The sequence below is a fragment of the Streptomyces sp. NPDC038135 genome, assembly GCF_055601245.1.
Map to the genome: position 1 here is coordinate 828,683 of NZ_JBVJXS010000002.1, position 19,085 is coordinate 847,767.

The following is a 19,085-nucleotide window of genomic DNA, read 5'->3' on the forward strand; positions in this document are numbered from 1 at the left end:
GGAGTCCTTTCGTCATGAGTGACACCGTCGTTCACCTGCACAAGAACCCTGAACTGCCCGCCGAGCCCGCGACCGTGACCACGCTGACCGTGGTCCCCGACCCGCCGGCCGCCGCGGCCGTACCCCTGTGGGTGCGCTCCGGCCGTGCCGTCCGCGCGGCCGTCACGCACGAGACGACGAAGACCACCGCCCGCGCTCTTGCCCGGCATTCCCTGTATGTGGCGGGTGGGGCGCGGATCGTGGCTCGCCGGGCGTGGGACGGCCGCACCGCCGCCCGCTATGAGCGGATGCTGCGGGCGGCGGAAGCCGCGGGCAACTTCGAGGCCGCCGCTGAGTGGGAGGAGCGCGGGCAGCGCTTCCGCGACGCCCGCCACCGCCGCCGCATGGACCTGCTCCACTCGCCCCTGGACGCCGCCAAGGGCGCGGCCGTCACCGTCGGCATGGGCATCGGCGGACTGATCCTGCTCGGCGTTTCCATGGCCGTTGCTACGACGGACCCGACGGACGTGATCACGCCGCTGATGGCGGTCGTGAAGTTCATCAACCTACTGATCGCCATCGCGCAGGTGGTTTGGGGGCCGCTGATCTCCATCGGGCCGTTCCTGGCTCTGCTCGCCCTGTGGTCGGTCGGCGCACACCAGCAGGCCGCACCCCAGTGGGCACTGCCCGCCCACGTCCGTTCCAGTGAGGGTGAGCCGATCACCCCGTCGATCGTGGTCAAGGCCCTGCGCGACCTGGGCATCCCGGCACTGCGCAAGGCCATCACCGAGATGGGCGACGCGGGCGCGTCGATGCTGTCCCCGATCGTGATCGCCGGATGCGGCGTCGAAGTCGACGTCACCCTCCCCTCCGGGGTGTCCACCAACGAGATCCAGGGCAAGCGGCGCAAGCTCGCTGAGAACCTGTCCCGGCACGAACACGAAGTGTTCATCACCATCCCGCAAGCGGCCCGCACGGTCCGCCTGTGGGTGGCCGACTCCGGGGCACTCGATGAACCGATCGGCCCCTCGCCGCTGGCCACCGACGACACGATGACCGCCGACTACGCCAAGGGCCGCGCCCCGTGGGGTCAGGACCTGCGCGGTGACGCCGCCGCCCTGAGCCTGTATCAGCGGCACCTGCTCATCACGGGTCTGTCGAACCAGGGCAAGACCGTGGCCCTGCGGTCGCTGGCGCTGTGGCTGTCGCTGGACCGCTCGGTGCAGTTCCTGATGGGTGACCTCAAGGGCGTGGGCGACTGGGCCATGTTCGACGGCCTCGCCCTCACCTTGATCCAGGGCCCGACGGATGAGCACGTGATCCAGGTGACCGAGATGGTCGAGGGCGCGGTCGAGGAGATGAACCGCCGTATCCAGGCCCCGCCCGGCACCACGTTCCCGCCGCTCATCGTCCTGGTCGATGAGGCGCAGGTGGCGTTCATGTGTCCGGCCAAGGACGAGGACAAGCGCCCTTACGGCGGAGCGAAGGCCAACTCCCGGTACTTCATGGCCGTCCGCAAAATCCACAACCAGGGCCGTGCCGTCAACGTCCTGATGTGGCAGGGCACCCAGGACCCCACCAACGAGAACCTGCCCAAGCTCGTGCGCGAGGGCGCCCACACCCGCGCCTCCCTCGCGCTGGGCACGGAGTCGCAGGCCCGCATGGCGCTGGGGGACAAGGCCGTCGACGGCGGCGCGGCCCCGAACCTGCTGCGTCCGGGTCTGGACCGGGGAACCCTGGTCGTCGCCTCCGACGGCATCCAGATTCCGGCCGGCCAGTCGTCCATCACCGTGCGCACGCACTACATCGATGACGACACCGCCGCAGCCATCACCGACCGGGCCAAGGCCCTGCGCGACGGCGTCACCACCCTGCACGCCGTCGAGCGCGGTGAGGAACGTGACCCGCTGGCCGATATCGCCGCCGCGATCGGCGACGCCCCGCGGCTGCGCACCCAGGACGTCATCAAGCGGCTGTCCGCGCTGAACACCGAGGCCTACGGCGACTGGTCGCCGGTCGACCTCACGCGCGTCCTGGAGGGCACCGGCGCCGAGCCGTACAAGTCCGACGGCCGCATGGTCGTCTCCCGCGACCAGCTCGCCCGCGCCCTCGCCAACCGCGACACCGACGGTTCCGCTTCCGCGCCCGAATGACAGGGAGCCGACCCCGCCCGGGTCAGGGAGGCAGGGAGAAGTCCCTCACCCCCTCCCTGACCCGCCTCCCTGGACCTGACCAGCGGAAATGATCGCTCAGAGAGTCAGGGAGGCACCTCAGCTCAGAGGCCCGAAACCCCCTCTACACGCCATCCCCAAGGGCGTGCCTCCGCCTCCCTGACCTAGCACCGGAAGGGATTCCGCATGTACCCCGAACCCACCCCGACCGCGCCCGCCGGCCGGGCCGTCGACCTCCACCACCCGACTCCGCTCACCCCGGCCGCCGTCATCCCGGCACCCGTGATGCCGGTACAGCCGGGCGCCATTCCGACCGTGGCGAGCATCGTCCTGCCGGACGGTCGGATCGTCACCGGCTACGCCATCAATAACGCCCGGCCGGAACCGGTCGCGGCCAAGCCGATCGTCTCCCGGACGGCGGTGAACGTCGCCCTCGGCGGTGTCGGGTTCCTCGCGGTGTCCGGCGGACTGCTGCTGCTGACCACGTTCATCGCCGCACTGACCGCACTCATCACCCAGCTCATCACCCTCGCCGCCGTCATCTTCGGCGGCTGGATCGCCGTCCAGGTCGTCACCGCCAACCGCCATGGCACCGGAACCACGGTCCACATCCACAAAGCCATCTTCAAGCGCAACCACTTCCACGGCTGAACAGGAGCCATCAGTGTTCGAGATCCGCATCGTCTGCGACCCCGCCGACGCCGACAGCATCACCACTGCCCTAGGCACGGTGTTCGCCGCCGGGCCCGCCCGTCGGTTCCCCACCCGCGACGGGGACCGCGTCCGCCTGTACCTCACGGCTGACCTCCCGGCCGCCGAGGTCGACGGCATGACGCAGTGGCCCTGGTACCTGCCCGCCGACCGCTAGCTACGCCAAGGGCGGCCCCACCGTCTCGCCAAAGCCGCGGGGCCGCCCTTGTCCCAGCACCGATTCCCAAGGAACTGGAGATATCCAGCATGACGCAACCGACCGACGTTCGGGGAGTGCACTTGCGTGCTGCTCTCTGCCTGGCAGCCTCCGGCGTGCCGGTGCTGCCGTTACGGGCCGGGAAGGTGCCGTTCGGGAACTGCCGCCGCTGTGCGGAGAACGCGTGCGGCGGCCGGCCGAACATGAAGACTCCCGGCCCCTGTACCTGCCCGCAGCCGTGCCACGGCTGGGCCGCCGCCACCACCGACACCCACACCATCGACTCGCCCACGTGGGCACGAGCGTGGCGCGAGGCGGCGGCGGTGGCCTACCACCCCGGCGGCGCCGGCCTAACTGTCGTGGACCTGGACAACGCGGCCGCCGTCGCCTGGGCCCATGAGACGCTGCCCGCCACCCTCACCGTGGCCAGCACGCGCGGAGAGCACTGGATCTACCGGGGTGCCGTGCGATCGGTGAACGCGGTCCGGCCGGGCGTGGACATCAAGTCCACGATGGCCTACGCCCGCTGGCTGGGACCTGGCACCGGCACTATGGCCGATCTGCCCGACGCCGTATGCGCACTAGCCGTGAAGGAGCCTCCTAAGGTTCGGCCGGCGCCGCAGGCCGTGAGCGTGCCCGCACGGGCCGGGGACGGTAAATGTCCTCACCGCACGCCCGCCTACCTGCACCGTGGCCTCACTATGGCGGAGCAGCGCATCACTGAGGCCCGCAGCGCGATCCACGCCACGGTCTACCGGACGTTCCTCGCCGTGCTGTCCACCCACGGCCGGTGCGGGTGCCTCACCGACTCCCACGTCGCCCGACTGTTCACCGCCGCGCAGGCCAAGGGCGAATCCCCCCGGCACTGCACCGATGCGTGGGCCAACGCCCGCACCAGGTTGGGATTGTAGCTATGTCCGAGGATGAGAAGACCCCGGCCCGCGAGGTCATCGCCGACTACGCGCAAGCGCACTTCCGGTACTTCCGCACCGCCGACGGGACCGTCTACGCGCAGCGCAATGGCCACCCTGTGGCCCGTCCGATGCGTTCGCAGGGCACGACGGGCAGCCACCGGCAGGAACTCATGGTCGGCCTGTTCAAGGACGGGCTCGGCGTGTTCAACGGGACAGCGCTCAAGGAGGCGCTGGACTTGATCGAAGCGCTCGCGCTGTCCGAGGCGGTGCAGCCCGTCCACATCCGCGTCGCCCCCGGATTCGACGGGGCGACGTGGCTGGACCTGGGCCGCGATGACGGGCAGTCCGTCCGCATCCACCCCACCGGCTGGGACATCGCCATCCCCAACCCCCGGGAGGTGTGCTGGCGGCGCACCCAGCTCACCGGAGAACTGCCCCTGCCGGCCAAGGACACCGACGGCAAAGGCATCGACCTGCTGATGCGGCTGTGCAACTTCGCGAACGCTGAGACCGAGTGCCTGGCCATCGCCTGGCTTATTGGCTGCCTTGCACCCTCCGTGCCCGTCCCGGCGCCGTTCCTCACCGGGCCCCAAGGCGCGGGCAAGTCCACCGGCGGCCGCATGCTCGTGCGCATCATCGAGGGCATGAGCGGCGACCTGCGCCGCGCGCCGAAGGACGAGGAGAACCTCATCGCCGCAGTGGCGGCAGGGTGGGTCACCGCCCTGGACAACCTCTCCCACATGACCCCGGACCTGTCCGACGCCATGTGCTGCATCGTCACCGGCGCCGAGAACGTCAAGCGCGCCCTGTTCACCGACGGCGACGTCTTCCGCGTCGGCTACCGCCGCCCCCTGCTCCTGACCGGCATCGACGTCGGCGTCATCCGGCCCGACCTCGCCGAACGGCTCTTGCCGCTGCGTCTGGAACGGCCTAGCGTCCGGCGCACCGAGGCGGAACTGTGGGCGGATTACGCGGAGGTACTGCCCGTCGTTCTCGGTTCCCTCCTGGACCTCACCGTGAAGGTCCGCGCGGCTGAGGCGGAGACGCCCGCCGACCTGCGCATGGCGGACTTCGCTCACCTGTGCGCGCAGCTCGACGCAGCGACCGGGCTGGGAGCTCTCACCGCCTACCGGGCCAGCCTGGACGACCTCAACGACGACGTCATCGAGGGCGACCTGCTCGCCCAGACCGTCCTCAAGCACGCCGACACCATGCAAACGGGCGGCGCGCAGCGCATGACGTCCACTGAGTGGCTGCACCACCTCAGCGGCCTCTACAGCAGCGACGAACTGCGGTCCCTGCCCAAGAGCTGGCCGACCACGGGGAAAGTCCTTTCCGACCGGCTCAAGCGCCTCCAGCCGACCCTGGCCGCCCGTGGCGTCCTCATCGACTCGGGCCGCACCAGGGAAGGCCGCTACCTCGAAATGACCCGCACGGCCAACCCGCCCCCACACCAGCACAAGCCGATGTTCTAACCCGCGACCGCGCTCGCCCGGACAAGCAAGAAGAGCACCGGCGCCCGCGTGCTCTTCTTGCTGTTGGGCGGAACGCCGCCCCAAGGTGGCGCCGCGCAGCGGCTCCTTCTTCACGCTTGAAGAGAGCCCGCACTACGCCAGACATCCCCTCTCTTGTCCTAAGAGGGAAGACGCTGCGTCACCTGCGTCACGCAAGCCGAACTACGGATCCTGACCTGCCAATACAGCCGTGACGCAGACGGCGGCGCCTGCGTCATCCTGCGTCACCTGCGTCACCCGGTGACGCAGCCCATGACGCACCGGTGACGCACTCCCAAACCGCTACGTCACTCAAAGTCGCAGGTCAGAGCCTCAAATGACGCTGATGACGCTGTGACGCAGAAATCCGCACCTCGGACAGGCGCGGGTTCCCGCAAACGACCACGTCCCAACTCGTGGAGGATTCAGTGAGCGCGCCCGCCTCCGTCCAAGACCCCCGCGCCACCCTCCGGGGAGGTCTCCCGGATCGGTACCTCACCGCCGACGACATCGCCACGATCTTCGAGGTGCCCAAGGAAACCGTCTACCAGTGGCGCAAGAAGCGCATCGGTCCGCCCGGCTTTCGCATCGGCAAGTACATCCGTTACGACCCTGCAGACGTGCGCGCATACGTCACCAGCCGCAAGGACGCCGACCGCGAGGCCTGACAAGCACACACCAGAAGCAGGAGGGGAGAGCCGCAACAGCGGCTCTCCCCTCGGCATGTTCAGAAGGGGACGCCGCGACATGGCCGGCCACATTCAAGACCGTTGGTTCAAGACGGAGCCTGGAACTGATGGCAAGACACGCAAGGTCAAAACCGATCGATACGGCACGGGCATGCGCTACCGCGCCCGCTACGTGGCCCCGGACGGCACTGAGCGCAGCAAGTCCTTCCCGGACAAGCAGAAGCGGCTGGCGGAGACGTGGCTGACGCAGATCGCGGCCGACCTGGCGCGAGGACAGTATGTCGACCCTACGGCAGGGAAAGTCACGTTCAGGGACTTCGCCACTCAGTGGCTGGCATCCCAGACCACTGACCCATCCACCATCATCAACATGGAGCTGCGGTTTCGGCTGCATGCCTTCCCGTACATGGGCACGCGGTCCATGAGCACATTCCAACCCGCGCACATCCGAGCATGGGCACGCGCTCTCAAAGACTCCGGAATGGCTGCGTCGTACCAGCGAACCGTGTTCGCGAACGTCTCGGCAGTCTTCGGTGCTGCCGTAGACGACGGCCTCATCGCCCGGAACCCCTGCCGCGTGGGTTCTGTCAGAGCTCCCAAACTCGATCCCCGAAAGGTCAAGCCGTGGACCGCAGATCGAGTGAAGGCGGTCCGCGACGGACTTCCGGAGGCTTACGCGGCGACGGTCGACGTCGGGGCCGGTTGCGGCCTGCGGCAGGGAGAGATCTTTGGGCTTGCCGTGGATGAGGTGGACTTCATCGGGGGAGTGGTCCACGTCGTGCGGCAGGTCAAGCTCGTCGGCGCACACATGGTCTTCGCCCCACCCAAGGGGGCAAAGTTGCGTGACGTGCCGCTTCCCGAGGTCGTGTCGGACGCACTCACGGCGCACATCACACGCAGGCCTCCCCTGGAGGTAACCCTGCCGTGGAAGACGCCCGACGGACCCCCGGTGACGGCCACGCTGCTGTTCTACTCACGGGAACGGAGGGCGCTGAACCGCAACTATTTCAACCCGTATCTCTGGAAACCCGCTCTCGTCTCAGCTGGCGTTATCCCTGAGCGATCACCAGGGGAACGGTTCAAGGAGTCGCGCGAGTACGGCATGCATGCGCTGAGGCACTACTACGCGTCGGTTCTCCTGGACGCTGGGGAGAACGTCAAGGCTCTGGCGGAGTACCTTGGCCACGCAGATCCCGGCTTCACCCTGCGCACGTACACACACCTGTTGCCGAACAGCCAGGATCGAGCCCGCAGGGCTATTGATCAGGCACTCAGAGGGTGGCAAGAAGACGCCGCGTGATCGGTCCCCGGGTAGGTCCCGGGGACCGATCACCTCACGGCCGGCCGCTACTCGCGGGACGGCGACTGCTTCCGGCTGCTCCTAGACGGCGCGGGTGCTGCGGCGCCCTTTGGGAGCGACATCAGGAACGGCGCGACGTACATGGAAGCCTCGCTAGTCGTCTTCCCGAACACCACCAGCACAACGCCGGCCATGAGCGTGGTGCAAAACATTCCGGCTCGCACGAGCAGGGCTACGTAGCCCTTCGGCTCTTCGGACATACTTGACTTGCTCCGGTTTCTTTCAAGGGGCTGTGAGCAAGGGCCACCCGCATCGTTTCCAGGCGCCGCGGGTGGCCTGCTCCCTTTTCGGGCACCACCTCCGTGGTGTGCGGTCAAGCCGCGTCGGTGGACGCGTATCCGTCTCCCTCCGGCCACACGACGACGATCTGTAGCAGAGCGCACAGATCGAGCAGGTCGGGCTCAGGCTGCGACGGCACGAGCAAGCCCAGACGTGGCTGCGGCAGGAACCGCGCGTAGTCGAAGAGCTGGCCGATCGCCATGCGAATCGCTTGGCGGGAAACTGAGCCCTTGGCTTCGTACAGCCGATTGGCTGTGGCGTCGTAGAGGTCCGTGAGCAAGAGCTTCGCGACGCCGGCCGGAGCGATCCGGTGTCGGTTTACAGCGTGCCCCTGGAGCCGCAGGTGCTCGGCGTAGGCACGAACGAGGCTCGCCTCTGCCCGCTCGGCCTCATACGGTTCGCGCGACGGATCCACAAGCATGCGCTCAGTGTGCTGAGCCTCCACGTCTATCGACTCCACCACCGGCTCGATGCTGGGCGTGTGGGGAAGCTGCGTTCCGACCGGCGTCACTGCCGAGACCGGTTGGAGTCGAAACATGATCACGCTGCGGATGGGGCCGCCATTCGTCTCCGGCGCATCGGTGCGGTACCAGGGGCGCTCCGCAGGAAGCGTGAACTCGCCGAGGTACTCACACCGACCTGAGGAGACTCCCTTGAAGAGGCGCAGGGCCCGGTGTTCCTGCTTGTGCTTCAGGATGGCTAGGTTGCCCTGCGTCATCTTCTGGTCGCCGAGTTGGCCCTCTCCGGCGTAGTGGTAGAGCCTGTCCTCGCCCCAGCCATCGAAGTAGCCGTGCTTGTGGCCCTTGGCTGGATCGGTGAAGAGGAACACGTTGGATGAGACGCGCGACGGTCCGATGCCGCCTTGCCGTCGTCCCCCGTATCGCTCGTGCAGGTCGACACGCTTCACGACATCGCCAATGGCGATGTCCCACTGGCTCGGGTCCGCTGCTGCCGCCCTATCACTCATCCCTGTCCTCGTTTAGGTCCGTTTCGGCACCTAAAACTGTACCCTAAGCGCCACCCGACTGGGCAACTTTCTCGTGAAATGCACGTCGCCCCCGCGGAAGCAAAAAATGCCGGGCCCCAAATGCCTGCGCGGTCGGCAAAACAAAAGCCGTCGGCCGGCTCTCCTGAGTGAGGAGAGCCGGCCGACGGCCCAGAGACGGCCCAGGAGAGCGGAAGCCCGCTCTGACCTGGGGCGATATCACACGTCGAAGTAGAGCTCGAACTCGTGCGGGTGCGGGCGCAGCTGCAGCGGGGCGATCTCGTTGGTGCGCTTGTAGTCGATCCACGTCTCGATCAGGTCCGGCGTGAAGACGTCGCCCTGGAGGAGGAACTCGTGGTCGGCCTCGAGGCGGTCGAGGACGGCGCCGAGCGAGGTCGGGACCTGGGCCACGTTGGCGTGCTCCTCGGGAGCCAGCTCGTAGAGGTCCTTGTCGATCGGCTCGGCCGGCTCGATCTTGTTCTTGATGCCGTCCAGGCCCGCGAGCAGCAGCGCGGAGAACGCCAGGTACGGGTTGCCGGAGGAGTCCGGGGCACGGAACTCGACGCGCTTGGCCTTCGGGTTCGAGCCGGTGATCGGGATGCGCATCGCGGCGGAGCGGTTGCGCTGCGAGTACACCAGGTTGATCGGCGCCTCGAAGCCCGGCACCAGGCGGTGGTAGGAGTTCACCGTCGGGTTGGTGAAGGCCAGCAGCGACGGGGCGTGCTTGAGGATGCCGCCGATGTAGTAGCGGGCGGTGTCGGACAGGCCCGCGTAGCCCGCCTCGTCGTAGAACAGCGGGTCGCCGTTGCTCCACAGCGACTGGTGCACGTGCATGCCCGAGCCGTTGTCACCGAAGATCGGCTTCGGCATGAAGGTCGCCGTCTTGCCGTTCTTCCACGCCACGTTCTTCACGATGTACTTGAAGAGCATGAGGTCGTCGGCGGCGGCGAGCAGCGTGTTGAACTTGTAGTTGATCTCGGCCTGGCCGGCGGTGCCCACCTCGTGGTGCTGGCGCTCGACCTTCAGGCCGGACCGCTCCAGCTCCAGGGAGATCTCGGCGCGCAGGTCGGCGAAGTGGTCGACCGGCGGGACCGGGAAGTAGCCGCCCTTGTAGCGGACCTTGTAACCACGGTTGTTCTCCAGGGCGCCGGTGTTCCAGGCACCCGCCTCGGAGTCGATGTGGTAGAAGGACTCGTTCGCGCCCGTCGCGAAGCGGACGGAGTCGAAGACGTAGAACTCGGCCTCGGGACCGAAGTACGCGGTGTCCGCGATACCGGTCGAGGCGAGGTAGGCCTCGGCCTTCTTCGCCACGTTGCGCGGGTCACGGGAGTACTGCTCACCGGTGATCGGGTCGTGGATGAAGAAGTTGATGTTGAGCGTCTTGTCCCGGCGGAACGGGTCCACGCGCGCGGTCGACAGGTCGGGGCGCAGGGACATGTCCGACTCGTGGATGGCCTGGAAGCCGCGGATCGACGACCCGTCGAAGGCCTGCTCGTCGTCGGGGTCGAACGCCTCGGCGGGCAACGTGAAGTGCTGCATGACGCCCGGCAGGTCGCAGAAACGGACGTCGATGAACTTGACGTCCTCGTCCGCGATGAACTTCTTGGCCTCGTCGGCGTTCTGGAACATCCAGCTCCTCCTACTCCCGACCATCCCGCCGGGGTGGTAGATCGTTCGTGCGGCCAGTGCGGTGGCACACGCTGCCCTCGACCCTAGGGACGGGTGATTTCTCGGGCGTGACCCGTTTGTTTCGCAGAAGTTAACCGCCTACCCCACCACCCTAGCCCCGACACACCCCGGTGCGCCGTGCCCGAACCGGGGCGCAGTACCGTGGACGGGTGGACAACAGGCAAGCAATGGGATCGTGGCTCTCCGGGCCGCGCGCGGCGCTGGAAGACGCCGGCGCCGACTTCGGATACCGGGGCGAGCAGCTCGGTCTGCCCGAGGAGGGGCCGAACTCGATCGCCCGGCCCGGCAGGCGCCTGGGCGCGCTGGCCGTCGACTGGGGTCTGTGCGTCCTGATCGCATACGGCCTCATCACGCACGGCAACAGCCCGGCGACCAGCAACTGGGCCCTGCTCGTCTTCTTCGCCATGAGCGTCCTGACCGTCGGCACCATCGGCTTCACCCCCGGCAAGCGCCTCTTCGGCATCCGGGTCGTGGCCCTGGAGACCGGCACCGTGAACCCAGGGCGCGCGCTGCTGCGCTCCGTTCTGCTGTGCCTCGCGATCCCGGCGCTGATCTGGGACCGGGACGGCCGCGGTCTGCACGACCGGCTCGCGAAGACCGTCGAGGTCCGCCGGTAGCGCCCGCGACCCCATGACGAAGGGGGCCGCCCGGACCAGGTCCGGGCGGCCCCCTTGCTCGTACGAGGCGTTCTAGCGGGCCTTCGGGCCGCCCCGCGGCATCCGCATGCCCTTGGGCATCGGGCCCTTCGGCAGCGGCATGTTGGTCATCAGGTCGCCGAGGGCGCGCAGCCGGTCGTTGGTGGCCGTGACCTGCGGGCCGGTCAGCACGCGCGGGTACTTCAGCATGGTCGTGCGCAGCTTCTTCAGCTCGACCTGGCCCTCGCCGGTGCCGACGATCACGTCGTGCACCGGGACGTCCGCGACGATGCGGTTCATCTTCTTCTTCTCGGCGGCCAGCAGGCTCTTCACGCGGTTCGGGTTGCCCTCCGCGACCAGCACGATGCCCGCCTTGCCGACCGCCCGGTGCACCACGTCCTGGCTGCGGTTCATCGCCACCGCCGGAGTCGTGGTCCAGCCCCGGCCGATGTTGTCCAGCACGGCCGCGGCGGCGCCCGGCTGGCCCTCCATCTGCCCGAAGGCGGCCCGCTCGGCCCGGCGGCCGAACACGATCGCCGTGGCCAGGACGCCCAGCAGCAGGCCCAGGATGCCCAGGTAGTACGGGTGGCCGATCAAGAAACCGATCGCGAGGAAGACACCGAAGGTGCCGATACCGACAGCCGCGAGTACAAGACCGAGTTTCTTGTCGGCCTTGCGGGTCATCTTGTACGTGAGGGCGATCTGCTTCAGTCGCCCTGCGTTCGCGGCGTCCGCCGCGTTTTCCTTCCTCGCCATGCCACGAAGTCTACGTGGCCGCGGGAGCGCCCACGACGGCAGTGCCCGCGGGGGAGGAGGTTCAGGAGCGGTCGGCGGCCCGCTCGAGCACGAGCTGCGCCTCGAACCGGTCCTTGGCGCGGCGGCGGTCCTCCAGGACGGAGTTCCAGGCGTTGCGGCGGGCGGTGCGCTGCCCACCGCTCATGAGCAGGGACTCGACGGCGCGGAGCGCGTCGGTGAAGGACGGGATGGGTGTGGCGCGAACGGGCGCGGCCTGCATGATCGGGTCCCCTTCGTCACTGTCGGGATACGGGGCGTGATACCAGAGTCACTGAATGGTGTTACCAGGGCGTGACCGGCCGGTCAAACGCCCGTGAAGCCTCGATGTGGAACCCGAGAACGCCGACGCGGCCCCGGTAGCGCCCTCATCAGCGAGGACGGCCGGGACCGCGTCGACTCGGCCATTACTGGCCGGTAGTAACTTGTGCGTGACTTCACACGCTCGGCTCACACGGCCTGGACGGCGATGTAGGAGCCCCGCTTCTCGACGGCCATCTGGTAAAGGCGTCCCGCACGGTACGAGGACCGCACCAGCGGGCCGGACATCACACCGGAGAAGCCGATCTGCTCGGCCTCCTCCTTCAGCTCGACGAACTCGTGCGGCTTCACCCAGCGCTCCACCGGGTGGTGGCGCACGGACGGACGCAGGTACTGCGTGATGGTGACCAGCTCGCAGCCGGCGTCGTGCAGCTGCTTCAGCGCCTCGCTGACCTCCTCGCGGGTCTCGCCCATGCCGAGGATCAGGTTGGACTTGGTCACCAGGCCGAAGTCGCGGGCCTCGGTGATGACCTTCAGGGAGCGCTCGTAGCGGAAGCCGGGGCGGATGCGCTTGAAGATCCGCGGCACCGTCTCGACGTTGTGCGCGAACACCTCGGGCCGGGACTCGAAGACCTCGGCGAGCTGCTCCGGGACCGCGTTGAAGTCGGGGGCGAGCAGTTCGACCTTGGTCCGGCCGGCCTCGCGCTCCGCCGTCTGCGCGTGGATCTGGCGCACGGTCTCCGCGTACAGCCAGGCGCCGCCGTCCTCCAGGTCGTCGCGGGCGACGCCGGTGATGGTGGCGTAGTTCAGGTCCATGGTGACCACGGACTCGCCCACGCGGCGGGGTTCGTCGCGGTCCAGCGCCTCGGGCTTGCCGGTGTCGATCTGGCAGAAGTCGCAGCGCCGGGTGCACTGGTCGCCGCCGATGAGGAAGGTCGCCTCGCGGTCCTCCCAGCACTCGTAGATGTTCGGGCAGCCGGCTTCCTGGCAGACCGTGTGCAGGCCCTCGCTCTTCACGAGGTTCTGCATCTTCGTGTACTCGGGACCCATTTTCGCCCGGGTCTTGATCCACTCGGGCTTGCGCTCGATGGGGGTCTGGCTGTTGCGGACCTCCAGGCGCAGCATCTTGCGTCCGTCGGGTGCGACTGCGGACACGACCGGCTCCCTGTGACTTCGATTCCTCGGCGTACACCAGGGTACGCCCGTATTTACTGAGCCCTGCCGCCGAGGCCGACCCCGGGGCCGCAGGGCGCGTGAGCGGGTCAGGCGGACGCCTTCTCCACGACGCGCGGCTTGAGGTCCGCGTTCTGCAGCACGTCCCGCAGGTGCCGCTCGACCACCGGCAGGACGTCCTCCACGGTGATGTCCCGGCCCAGCTCGGCGGCGAGCGACGCCACGCCGGCGTCCCGGATGCCGCACGGGATGATCCGGTCGAACCACTTGTTGTCCGGGTTCACGTTGAGCGCGAACCCGTGCATCGTGACGCCCTTGGCCACGCGGATGCCGATGGCGGCGATCTTGCGGTCCTCGCGGCGCTGGCCGGCGTTGGAGGGGGCGTACTCGGGGCCGTTCAGCCGGGGGTCGAACTCCTCGTCCGTCAGGCGCGGGTCGAAGTCGAGGGAGAGCCCTCCGAGCGCCGGCCGCCGCTCGACCGGGTCGCCCAGCACCCACACCCCGCTGCGGCCCTCGACCCGGGTGGTCTCCAGGCCGAACTCGGCGCAGGTGCGGATCAGGGCCTCCTCGAGGCGGCGCACATGGGCGACCACGTCCACCGGGCGGGGCAGCTTCTGGATCGGGTAGCCCACGAGCTGGCCCGGCCCGTGCCAGGTGATCTTGCCACCGCGGTCCACGTCGACGACCGGGGTGCCGTCGAGCGGGCGCTCGCTCTCCTCGGTGCGGCGGCCCGCCGTGTAGACCGGGGGGTGCTCCAGCAGGATGACCGTGTCCGGGATCTCGTCGGCGAACCGGGCCGCGTGCACCCGGCGCTGCTCGTCCCACGCCTCCTGGTACTCGACGGCGTCCGCGCCGAACCCCATGCGGACGAACCGCAACTCACTCACGGCAAGCGCCTCCCTCAGCGAACCGGTGTCAGGCGCGTGACGCGCCCACGCCACTGTACGACCGTCCGGCGTACGTCAGCCCTGCGGGCAATCCTCACACGATCGGATGAATGAACGGGGATCTATGCGATCGTCTGCTCACTCTCCGCTACATTCGCGCCGTCCATGAGGCCATAAGGGCTGCTCACCGGCAATCCGGGCACGACAGCAGAGCCGTAAGGCAGGAGAACGCACCGCAGATGACGGACCGACCCGCGCAGCGCACCCCCAACCGACAGCTCGCCGCGCTCATCGCAGAAGCGGGGTTCTCCAACGCGGGTCTCGCCCGTCGCGTCGACCAGCTCGGCCTGGAGCACGGCCTGGACCTCCGATACGACAAGACCTCGGTCACCCGCTGGCTGCGCGGCCAGCAGCCCAGGGGGACGACGCCGGCGCTGATCGCCGAGGTGTTCACCCGCCGGCTCGGACGCCGGCTCACCGCCCAGGATCTCGGCCTGGACGCCTGCGCGCCGGTGTACGCCGGGCTCGAGTTCGCGTCCACCCCGGAGGAGGCCGTGGACATCGTCAGCGGGCTGTGGCGCAAGGACTCCGGCAGCCACGCCGAGCTGCGCAAGATCGCCTTCACCCCGGCCGGTCTGGTCGTGCCCAGCAGGGACTGGCTGATCGGCAAGGCCGACGACCGGGTGGCCCGCGATGCGGTGGCCCGGGTGCCCGCCCAGGGCCGCCCGGCCGCCGTCCGGAGCCGGCTGGAGGCCGTGACCGCCCCGGCCCGGCCCGGCGGCCGGGCCGAGCGGGCGCCGGGCCAGCGGGTCACCGGCGGGGACATCGCCGCGCTGCGCTCGGTGGGCGAGCTGTTCCGCACCCTCGACGACGCCTACGGCGGCGGCCACGCCCGGCAGGCCCTGGTGCGCTACCTGGAGCACGAGTGCGAGCCGCTGCTGCGCGGCGCCTACGACGAGCAGACCGGGCGGCGCCTGTTCGCCGCGGCCGCCGACCTGACCCGGCTCGCCGGCTGGACCTCGTACGACATCGCCGCGCACGGACTCGCCCAGCGCTACTTCGTGCAGGCCCTGCGGCTCGCCCAGGCGGCCGGCGACCGGTCCTACGGCGCCTATGTGCTGGTCACCATGAGCCGCCAGGCCGTCTACCTCGGGCACGGCAGGGAGGCCGTGCAGCTCGCGCGGGTGGCCCAGCAGGGCGTGGGGACCGGCGCCCCGCCGGTCGTGCAGGCGCTGCTGCACTGCGCCGAGGCCCGCGCGCACGGGGTGCTGGGCGAGGTCAGGGCGTGCACCGGCGCGCTGGTGCGGGCCGAGCGCGCCCTGGAGGCGGCCCGGCCCGGGGACGAGGTGCCGTACTGGGCCCGGTTCTTCGACGAGGCGCAGCTCGCGGACGAGTTCGGGCACTGCCACCGCGATCTCCAGCAGTTCCGGGCGGCGGCGCAGCACGCCGAGCGCTCCCTGCAGCTGCGCGCGCCCGCGTACGCCCGCAGCCGCCTGTTCTGCCGGGTCGTCCTCGCCACCGCCCGGCTCGGCCTCGGCGAGCTGGACCAGGCGTGCGCGCTGGCGGCGGAGGCCGCCGGCCAGGCGGCCCAGATGCGGTCCGTGCGGGCCGTCGAGTACGTCAGGGACTTCGAGCGGCGCCTGGAGCCGTACCGGGACGCGGCGCCCGTGCGGGGCTACCGCGAGAAGGTGGCCGCGCTCGGCTAGCCCGGGTCCGCGACGCGACCTCGCGGACGCGAAGCCACGCCCGCGACGCGACCTCGCGGACGCGGCCCGTCCCGGCGGATCACGCGGACGGGCCCCGGCCGCGGCGGGTCAGGCGGCGCTCGGCAGGGTGGGCGCGGGGTCCGACCGGTGCATCGACCCCGTCGCCCCCAGGTCCGCGAGGACGGCCGCGGCCGCCCGGTGGGCCGAGTGCAGGGCGCCCTGGACGGTGCTGGTGTCGCGGTGGTCGCCGCAGACGTACAGGCCGGCCAGCAGCCGCACCGGGCGGCGCAGGTCGTGCGGCGGGCGCATGGCGGGCACCGCTTCCGGGGTGTGGTGCACGGCCAGCGTCTCCCAGCGCCGGGTCGAGGTGCCGTAGAGCCGGGACAGGTGGATGCGCACGGCCGTGTCGACGCCGTCGGGCGGGGCGCCCAGCACGGTCGAGGAGATCAGCACGCGCCCCGCCGGCGCCCGGCCCGGGTCGACGTTGCTCAGCACCGCCGTGTGCGCGACCGGTCCGCCGCGGTCGGCGTCCAGCAGCAGCGAGGTGCCGGCGGCGAAGGCCGGCGCCGGGTCGTCGGTGGTGTGGTGCAGGACCGTCACCGGGTGGAAGTCCGGCACCCTCAGGCCCGGCAGCAGCTGCGCCGCGGCCCGCGCGTCGGTCGCCACCAGCACCGCGCGGCAGCGGACCTCGCCGTGTTCGGCGGTGGTCACCGAGGTCGTGGACACCGAGGTGACCCGCACCCCGGTGCGCACGGTGCCGGGCGGCAGCGTCCGGGCCAGCAGCTCGGGCAGCGCCTCGGCGCCGCCCTCCGGCACGCACAGCCGGCCGCTCGCGAAGGCGTGCAGCGCCAGGTCCGCGCACCGGCTGGACGTGGACAGCTCCGGATCGCACAGCAGCGCGGCGAGCAGCGGGCGCAGGAAGCCCTCGACGGTGCGCGCCGGCACCCCCCGGGCCGCGAGCGCCTGCGCCGCGGGAAGTTCGGGCCGGGACAGCAGGCGCTCGACCGGGGTGGTGGCGATCCGGCCCAGCGCGGTGCCGAGCCGGGCCTGGTCGACCGCGCCGCCGACCGGCGCGCCGGTCCGGCCCGGCGGGGCCGCCGGACCGCGAGGGGCGCTCGCGAGGGCGCGCACCACATGAAGTGCGCCCCTTGCGCTCCCCGTGACCGCCGGTGCGCCCGCGCGGTGCGTGCGCCCGTCGCGATGCAGCAGCACGCCCGGCGCGAACCGGCGCAGGGCGAGCGCGCCCAGCCCCGGCGTCAGCCGGAGTTCGGGATACGACGTGGACAGCAGCTGTCCTATGCGGTCGAGCCGGAAGCCGTCGACCTTCTCGGTCGACATGCGGCCGCCCGCACACGGGGCGGCCTCCAGGACTGCGGTGGTTACTCCTGCGCTGGTGAGCCGGTGAGCCGCCGAGAGTCCGGCGATCCCGGCTCCCACGATGACGACGTCCACCTGGTACGCGGGCTCAAGCACGAGGCCCCTCCTGTGGTTGCGCGGCCGGTGGAGACGTCATGCCCCCAACTGGCTCCGGGGATACCCGAGTTCGGCTTGAGGTTAGGTCCCTGACCGGACAGGAGTGGTCCGCGCATCGACAGGGCACGGTCGCACGGCGGTCGCATACGGTCACAAGAGAACTCAACAGATCACACGAGCCCTCACAAGCCGCCGACGGGCGCCCGGCCGGCGGTCAGGCGGCGCGGATCGCATCCTCGATGCCCGGGAACGCGAACGTGAACCCCGACTCCAGCAGCCGCTTCGGCAGCACCCGCTGACTGCCCAGCACGTCCCCGGCCATCTCGCCCAGCGCCGCCCGCAGCACCGGCTCCGGCACCGCGAACAGCGTCGGCCGGTGCAGCACCCGGCCCATCGCCTCCGTGACCTCACGGTTCGTCAGCGGCTGCGGCGCGGTCAGGTTGTACGGCCCGGACGCGGTGCCGTCGTCGATGAGGTGCCGGATCGCGGCCACCTCGTCGTGCAGCGCGATGTACGACCAGTACTGCCGCCCGCTCCCCAGCCGGCCCCCGAGCCCCGCCTTGAACAACGGGAACAGCCGGCCCCAGGCCCCGCCGCCCCGCGCCACCACCAGACCCGTGCGCAGGAACACCGTCCGCACCCCCGCCTCCTGCACGGGCGCCGCGGCCTCCTCCCACTCCACGCACAGCGAGGGCAGGAAGCCGTCGCCCGGCGGCGCGTCCTCGTCCACCGCGCGGTCACCGGTGTCGCCGTAGATCCCCATCGCGCTGCCGCTCACATAGACCCGCGGCGGGGTGTCCAGCGAGGCCACCGCCTCCGCCAGCGCGGCCGTGCCGAGCACCCGGCTGTCCCGGATCAGCCGCTTGTACTCCGGTGTCCAGCGCCGGTCGCCGATCCCCGCCCCGGCGAGGTTGACCACCGCGTCGCAGCCCGCCAGCCCGGCCGCGTCCACCTGCTGCCGCTCCGGGTCCCAGCGGACCTCGTCTCCGCCCCGGGGCGCGCGGCGGACCAGGCGCACCACCTCGTGCCCGTCGGCCGTCAGGGACCGCACCAGGGCGCTGCCGATGAGACCGGACGCACCGGCCACCGCGATTCGCGAACGTTCCATGCGCCCATCCTTCCCCGCCGCGGCCGTTCCTCCCCGGTCTGCTTAGGGTGAGCCCCATGCCGTCCATACGCATCGCCCTGCCCGCCGACGAGGAGGAACTGGCCCTCCTCGACCGGGCCGCGTGGTCCCCGCTGCACGCCGTACTGCCCGCACCGCGGCCGCCGTACCCGCCCTTCTTCGACGAGCGCCACCGGCCGGGGGACTACCTCGTCGCCGAACTGGACGGGCGCATCGCCGGGTACATCCGCCTCGTCCTGCCCACCGCGCTGGCCGCCAACGCGCACGTCCGCCAGATCCAGGGCCTGGTCGTCTCCGACGAGGCCCGCGGCAGGGGCGTCGGCGGGGCGCTGGTCCGGGCCGCCGTCGAGGAGGCGCGGGCGCGGGGCGCGCGCCGCCTCACCCTCCGCGTGCTCGGCCACAACACCCCGGCCCGGCGCCTGTACGAGTCCCAGGGCTTCGTGGTCGAGGGCGTGCTGCCCGGGGAGTGGCTGATCGAGGGCGCCTTCGTCGACGACGTGCTCATGGGCCGCGCCCTCTGAGGACCCTGCCCCTCCCGGAGTGCCACCGAAGCGCCACCGGCGTGC

At 70.4% G+C, this 19,085-nt stretch carries 18 protein-coding genes; 10 read left to right on the plus strand and 8 right to left on the minus strand.

Annotated features, from left to right (window positions below; all coding sequences use genetic code 11):
* Nucleotides 1–14 precede the first annotated feature (14 nt).
* The 7 genes from ACZ7JA_RS08095 to ACZ7JA_RS08125 all read left to right on the plus strand — a co-directional run bounded on the left by ACZ7JA_RS08095 (nucleotide 15) and on the right by ACZ7JA_RS08125 (nucleotide 7,453).
* Nucleotides 15–2,132, plus strand: coding sequence for an ATP-binding protein (locus ACZ7JA_RS08095; protein WP_470807688.1), 2,118 nt, complete (start codon nucleotides 15–17; stop codon nucleotides 2,130–2,132).
* A gap of 204 nt (nucleotides 2,133–2,336) precedes the next feature.
* Nucleotides 2,337–2,801 carry a hypothetical protein gene (locus tag ACZ7JA_RS08100; protein ID WP_470807689.1) on the plus strand — a complete coding sequence of 155 codons (465 nt, stop codon included), beginning with the start codon at nucleotides 2,337–2,339 and terminating at the stop codon, nucleotides 2,799–2,801.
* 13 nt (nucleotides 2,802–2,814) lie between these two features.
* Entirely contained in the window at nucleotides 2,815–3,018 is a 204-nt protein-coding gene (locus tag ACZ7JA_RS08105; RefSeq protein WP_470807690.1) for a hypothetical protein, read from the plus strand.
* A gap of 89 nt (nucleotides 3,019–3,107) precedes the next feature.
* Nucleotides 3,108–3,968 (plus strand): bifunctional DNA primase/polymerase, encoded by an 861-nt coding sequence (locus ACZ7JA_RS08110; RefSeq protein WP_470807691.1) that lies wholly within the window; start codon nucleotides 3,108–3,110, stop codon nucleotides 3,966–3,968.
* A gap of 2 nt (nucleotides 3,969–3,970) precedes the next feature.
* Nucleotides 3,971–5,446, plus strand: a complete 1,476-nt coding sequence (locus ACZ7JA_RS08115; RefSeq protein ID WP_470807692.1) for an ATP-binding protein — start codon at nucleotides 3,971–3,973, stop codon at nucleotides 5,444–5,446.
* A 446-nt stretch (nucleotides 5,447–5,892) separates the two neighbouring features.
* Nucleotides 5,893–6,132, plus strand: a complete 240-nt coding sequence (locus ACZ7JA_RS08120) for a helix-turn-helix domain-containing protein (protein ID WP_470807693.1) — start codon at nucleotides 5,893–5,895, stop codon at nucleotides 6,130–6,132.
* Nucleotides 6,133–6,211: 79 nt separating this feature from the next.
* Nucleotides 6,212–7,453 carry a tyrosine-type recombinase/integrase gene (locus ACZ7JA_RS08125; protein ID WP_470807694.1) on the plus strand — a complete coding sequence of 414 codons (1,242 nt, stop codon included), beginning with the start codon at nucleotides 6,212–6,214 and terminating at the stop codon, nucleotides 7,451–7,453.
* 373 nt (nucleotides 7,454–7,826) lie between these two features.
* Here the strand turns inward: ACZ7JA_RS08125 and ACZ7JA_RS08130 are convergent, their stop codons facing one another.
* Together ACZ7JA_RS08130 and glnA are read right to left on the minus strand one after the other, a co-directional pair.
* On the minus strand, nucleotides 7,827–8,759 hold the full coding sequence (locus tag ACZ7JA_RS08130) for an SRA domain-containing endonuclease (RefSeq protein ID WP_470807695.1): 933 nt from the start codon (nucleotides 8,757–8,759) through the stop codon (nucleotides 7,827–7,829).
* 237 nt (nucleotides 8,760–8,996) lie between these two features.
* Nucleotides 8,997–10,406: a type I glutamate--ammonia ligase gene (gene glnA, locus ACZ7JA_RS08135; protein WP_351670662.1), complete on the minus strand. Its 1,410-nt coding sequence runs from the start codon at nucleotides 10,404–10,406 to the stop codon at nucleotides 8,997–8,999.
* A gap of 209 nt (nucleotides 10,407–10,615) precedes the next feature.
* On the opposite strand from glnA, the gene ACZ7JA_RS08140 reads away from it, so the two are divergent.
* Nucleotides 10,616–11,083, plus strand: coding sequence for an RDD family protein (locus ACZ7JA_RS08140; RefSeq protein ID WP_351670665.1), 468 nt, complete (start codon nucleotides 10,616–10,618; stop codon nucleotides 11,081–11,083).
* A gap of 72 nt (nucleotides 11,084–11,155) precedes the next feature.
* Here the strand turns inward: ACZ7JA_RS08140 and ACZ7JA_RS08145 are convergent, their stop codons facing one another.
* From ACZ7JA_RS08145 to lipB, 4 genes are all read right to left on the minus strand, one after another.
* On the minus strand, nucleotides 11,156–11,857 hold the full coding sequence (locus tag ACZ7JA_RS08145) for a DUF4191 domain-containing protein (protein ID WP_351670668.1): 702 nt from the start codon (nucleotides 11,855–11,857) through the stop codon (nucleotides 11,156–11,158).
* Nucleotides 11,858–11,918: 61 nt separating this feature from the next.
* The gene (locus ACZ7JA_RS08150; RefSeq protein WP_351670671.1) at nucleotides 11,919–12,116 is read right to left on the minus strand and encodes an SCO2195 family GlnR-regulated protein; all 198 of its coding nucleotides are present in this window, start codon (nucleotides 12,114–12,116) and stop codon (nucleotides 11,919–11,921) included.
* 227 nt (nucleotides 12,117–12,343) lie between these two features.
* On the minus strand, nucleotides 12,344–13,309 hold the full coding sequence (gene lipA, locus ACZ7JA_RS08155) for a lipoyl synthase (protein WP_389306146.1): 966 nt from the start codon (nucleotides 13,307–13,309) through the stop codon (nucleotides 12,344–12,346).
* A gap of 107 nt (nucleotides 13,310–13,416) precedes the next feature.
* Nucleotides 13,417–14,214, minus strand: coding sequence for a lipoyl(octanoyl) transferase LipB (lipB, locus tag ACZ7JA_RS08160; protein WP_351670677.1), 798 nt, complete (start codon nucleotides 14,212–14,214; stop codon nucleotides 13,417–13,419).
* Nucleotides 14,215–14,453: 239 nt separating this feature from the next.
* On the opposite strand from lipB, the gene ACZ7JA_RS08165 reads away from it, so the two are divergent.
* The gene (locus tag ACZ7JA_RS08165; protein WP_351670680.1) at nucleotides 14,454–15,920 is read left to right on the plus strand and encodes a regulator; all 1,467 of its coding nucleotides are present in this window, start codon (nucleotides 14,454–14,456) and stop codon (nucleotides 15,918–15,920) included.
* A 108-nt stretch (nucleotides 15,921–16,028) separates the two neighbouring features.
* Here ACZ7JA_RS08165 and ACZ7JA_RS08170 read toward each other — a convergent pair whose 3' ends face one another.
* Nucleotides 16,029–17,393: an NAD(P)/FAD-dependent oxidoreductase gene (locus tag ACZ7JA_RS08170; protein ID WP_351670683.1), complete on the minus strand. Its 1,365-nt coding sequence runs from the start codon at nucleotides 17,391–17,393 to the stop codon at nucleotides 16,029–16,031.
* A 214-nt stretch (nucleotides 17,394–17,607) separates the two neighbouring features.
* On the minus strand, nucleotides 17,608–18,501 hold the full coding sequence (locus ACZ7JA_RS08175) for a TIGR01777 family oxidoreductase (RefSeq protein ID WP_351670686.1): 894 nt from the start codon (nucleotides 18,499–18,501) through the stop codon (nucleotides 17,608–17,610).
* Between the two features lie 56 nt (nucleotides 18,502–18,557).
* Between ACZ7JA_RS08175 and ACZ7JA_RS08180 the strand changes: the two genes are divergently transcribed.
* Nucleotides 18,558–19,040: a GNAT family N-acetyltransferase gene (locus ACZ7JA_RS08180; protein WP_351670689.1), complete on the plus strand. Its 483-nt coding sequence runs from the start codon at nucleotides 18,558–18,560 to the stop codon at nucleotides 19,038–19,040.
* The last annotated feature ends 45 nt before the right edge of the window (nucleotides 19,041–19,085 follow it).

Excerpts from the sequence above, each read along its gene's own strand:
- ACZ7JA_RS08130 (WP_470807695.1), bottom strand. The coding sequence starts at position 8,759 with ATGAGTGATAGGGCGGCAGCAGCGGACCCGAGCCAGTGGGACATCGCC.
- glnA (WP_351670662.1), bottom strand. The coding sequence starts at position 10,406 with ATGTTCCAGAACGCCGACGAGGCCAAGAAGTTCATCGCGGACGAGGAC.
- ACZ7JA_RS08100 (WP_470807689.1), top strand. The coding sequence starts at position 2,337 with ATGTACCCCGAACCCACCCCGACCGCGCCCGCCGGCCGGGCCGTCGAC.
- ACZ7JA_RS08180 (WP_351670689.1), top strand. The coding sequence starts at position 18,558 with ATGCCGTCCATACGCATCGCCCTGCCCGCCGACGAGGAGGAACTGGCC.
- ACZ7JA_RS08145 (WP_351670668.1), bottom strand. The coding sequence starts at position 11,857 with ATGGCGAGGAAGGAAAACGCGGCGGACGCCGCGAACGCAGGGCGACTG.
- ACZ7JA_RS08125 (WP_470807694.1), top strand. The coding sequence starts at position 6,212 with ATGGCCGGCCACATTCAAGACCGTTGGTTCAAGACGGAGCCTGGAACT.
- ACZ7JA_RS08175 (WP_351670686.1), bottom strand. The coding sequence starts at position 18,501 with ATGGAACGTTCGCGAATCGCGGTGGCCGGTGCGTCCGGTCTCATCGGC.
- ACZ7JA_RS08095 (WP_470807688.1), top strand. The coding sequence starts at position 15 with ATGAGTGACACCGTCGTTCACCTGCACAAGAACCCTGAACTGCCCGCC.
- ACZ7JA_RS08115 (WP_470807692.1), top strand. The coding sequence starts at position 3,971 with ATGTCCGAGGATGAGAAGACCCCGGCCCGCGAGGTCATCGCCGACTAC.
- ACZ7JA_RS08150 (WP_351670671.1), bottom strand. The coding sequence starts at position 12,116 with ATGCAGGCCGCGCCCGTTCGCGCCACACCCATCCCGTCCTTCACCGAC.
- ACZ7JA_RS08110 (WP_470807691.1), top strand. The coding sequence starts at position 3,108 with ATGACGCAACCGACCGACGTTCGGGGAGTGCACTTGCGTGCTGCTCTC.
- ACZ7JA_RS08165 (WP_351670680.1), top strand. The coding sequence starts at position 14,454 with ATGACGGACCGACCCGCGCAGCGCACCCCCAACCGACAGCTCGCCGCG.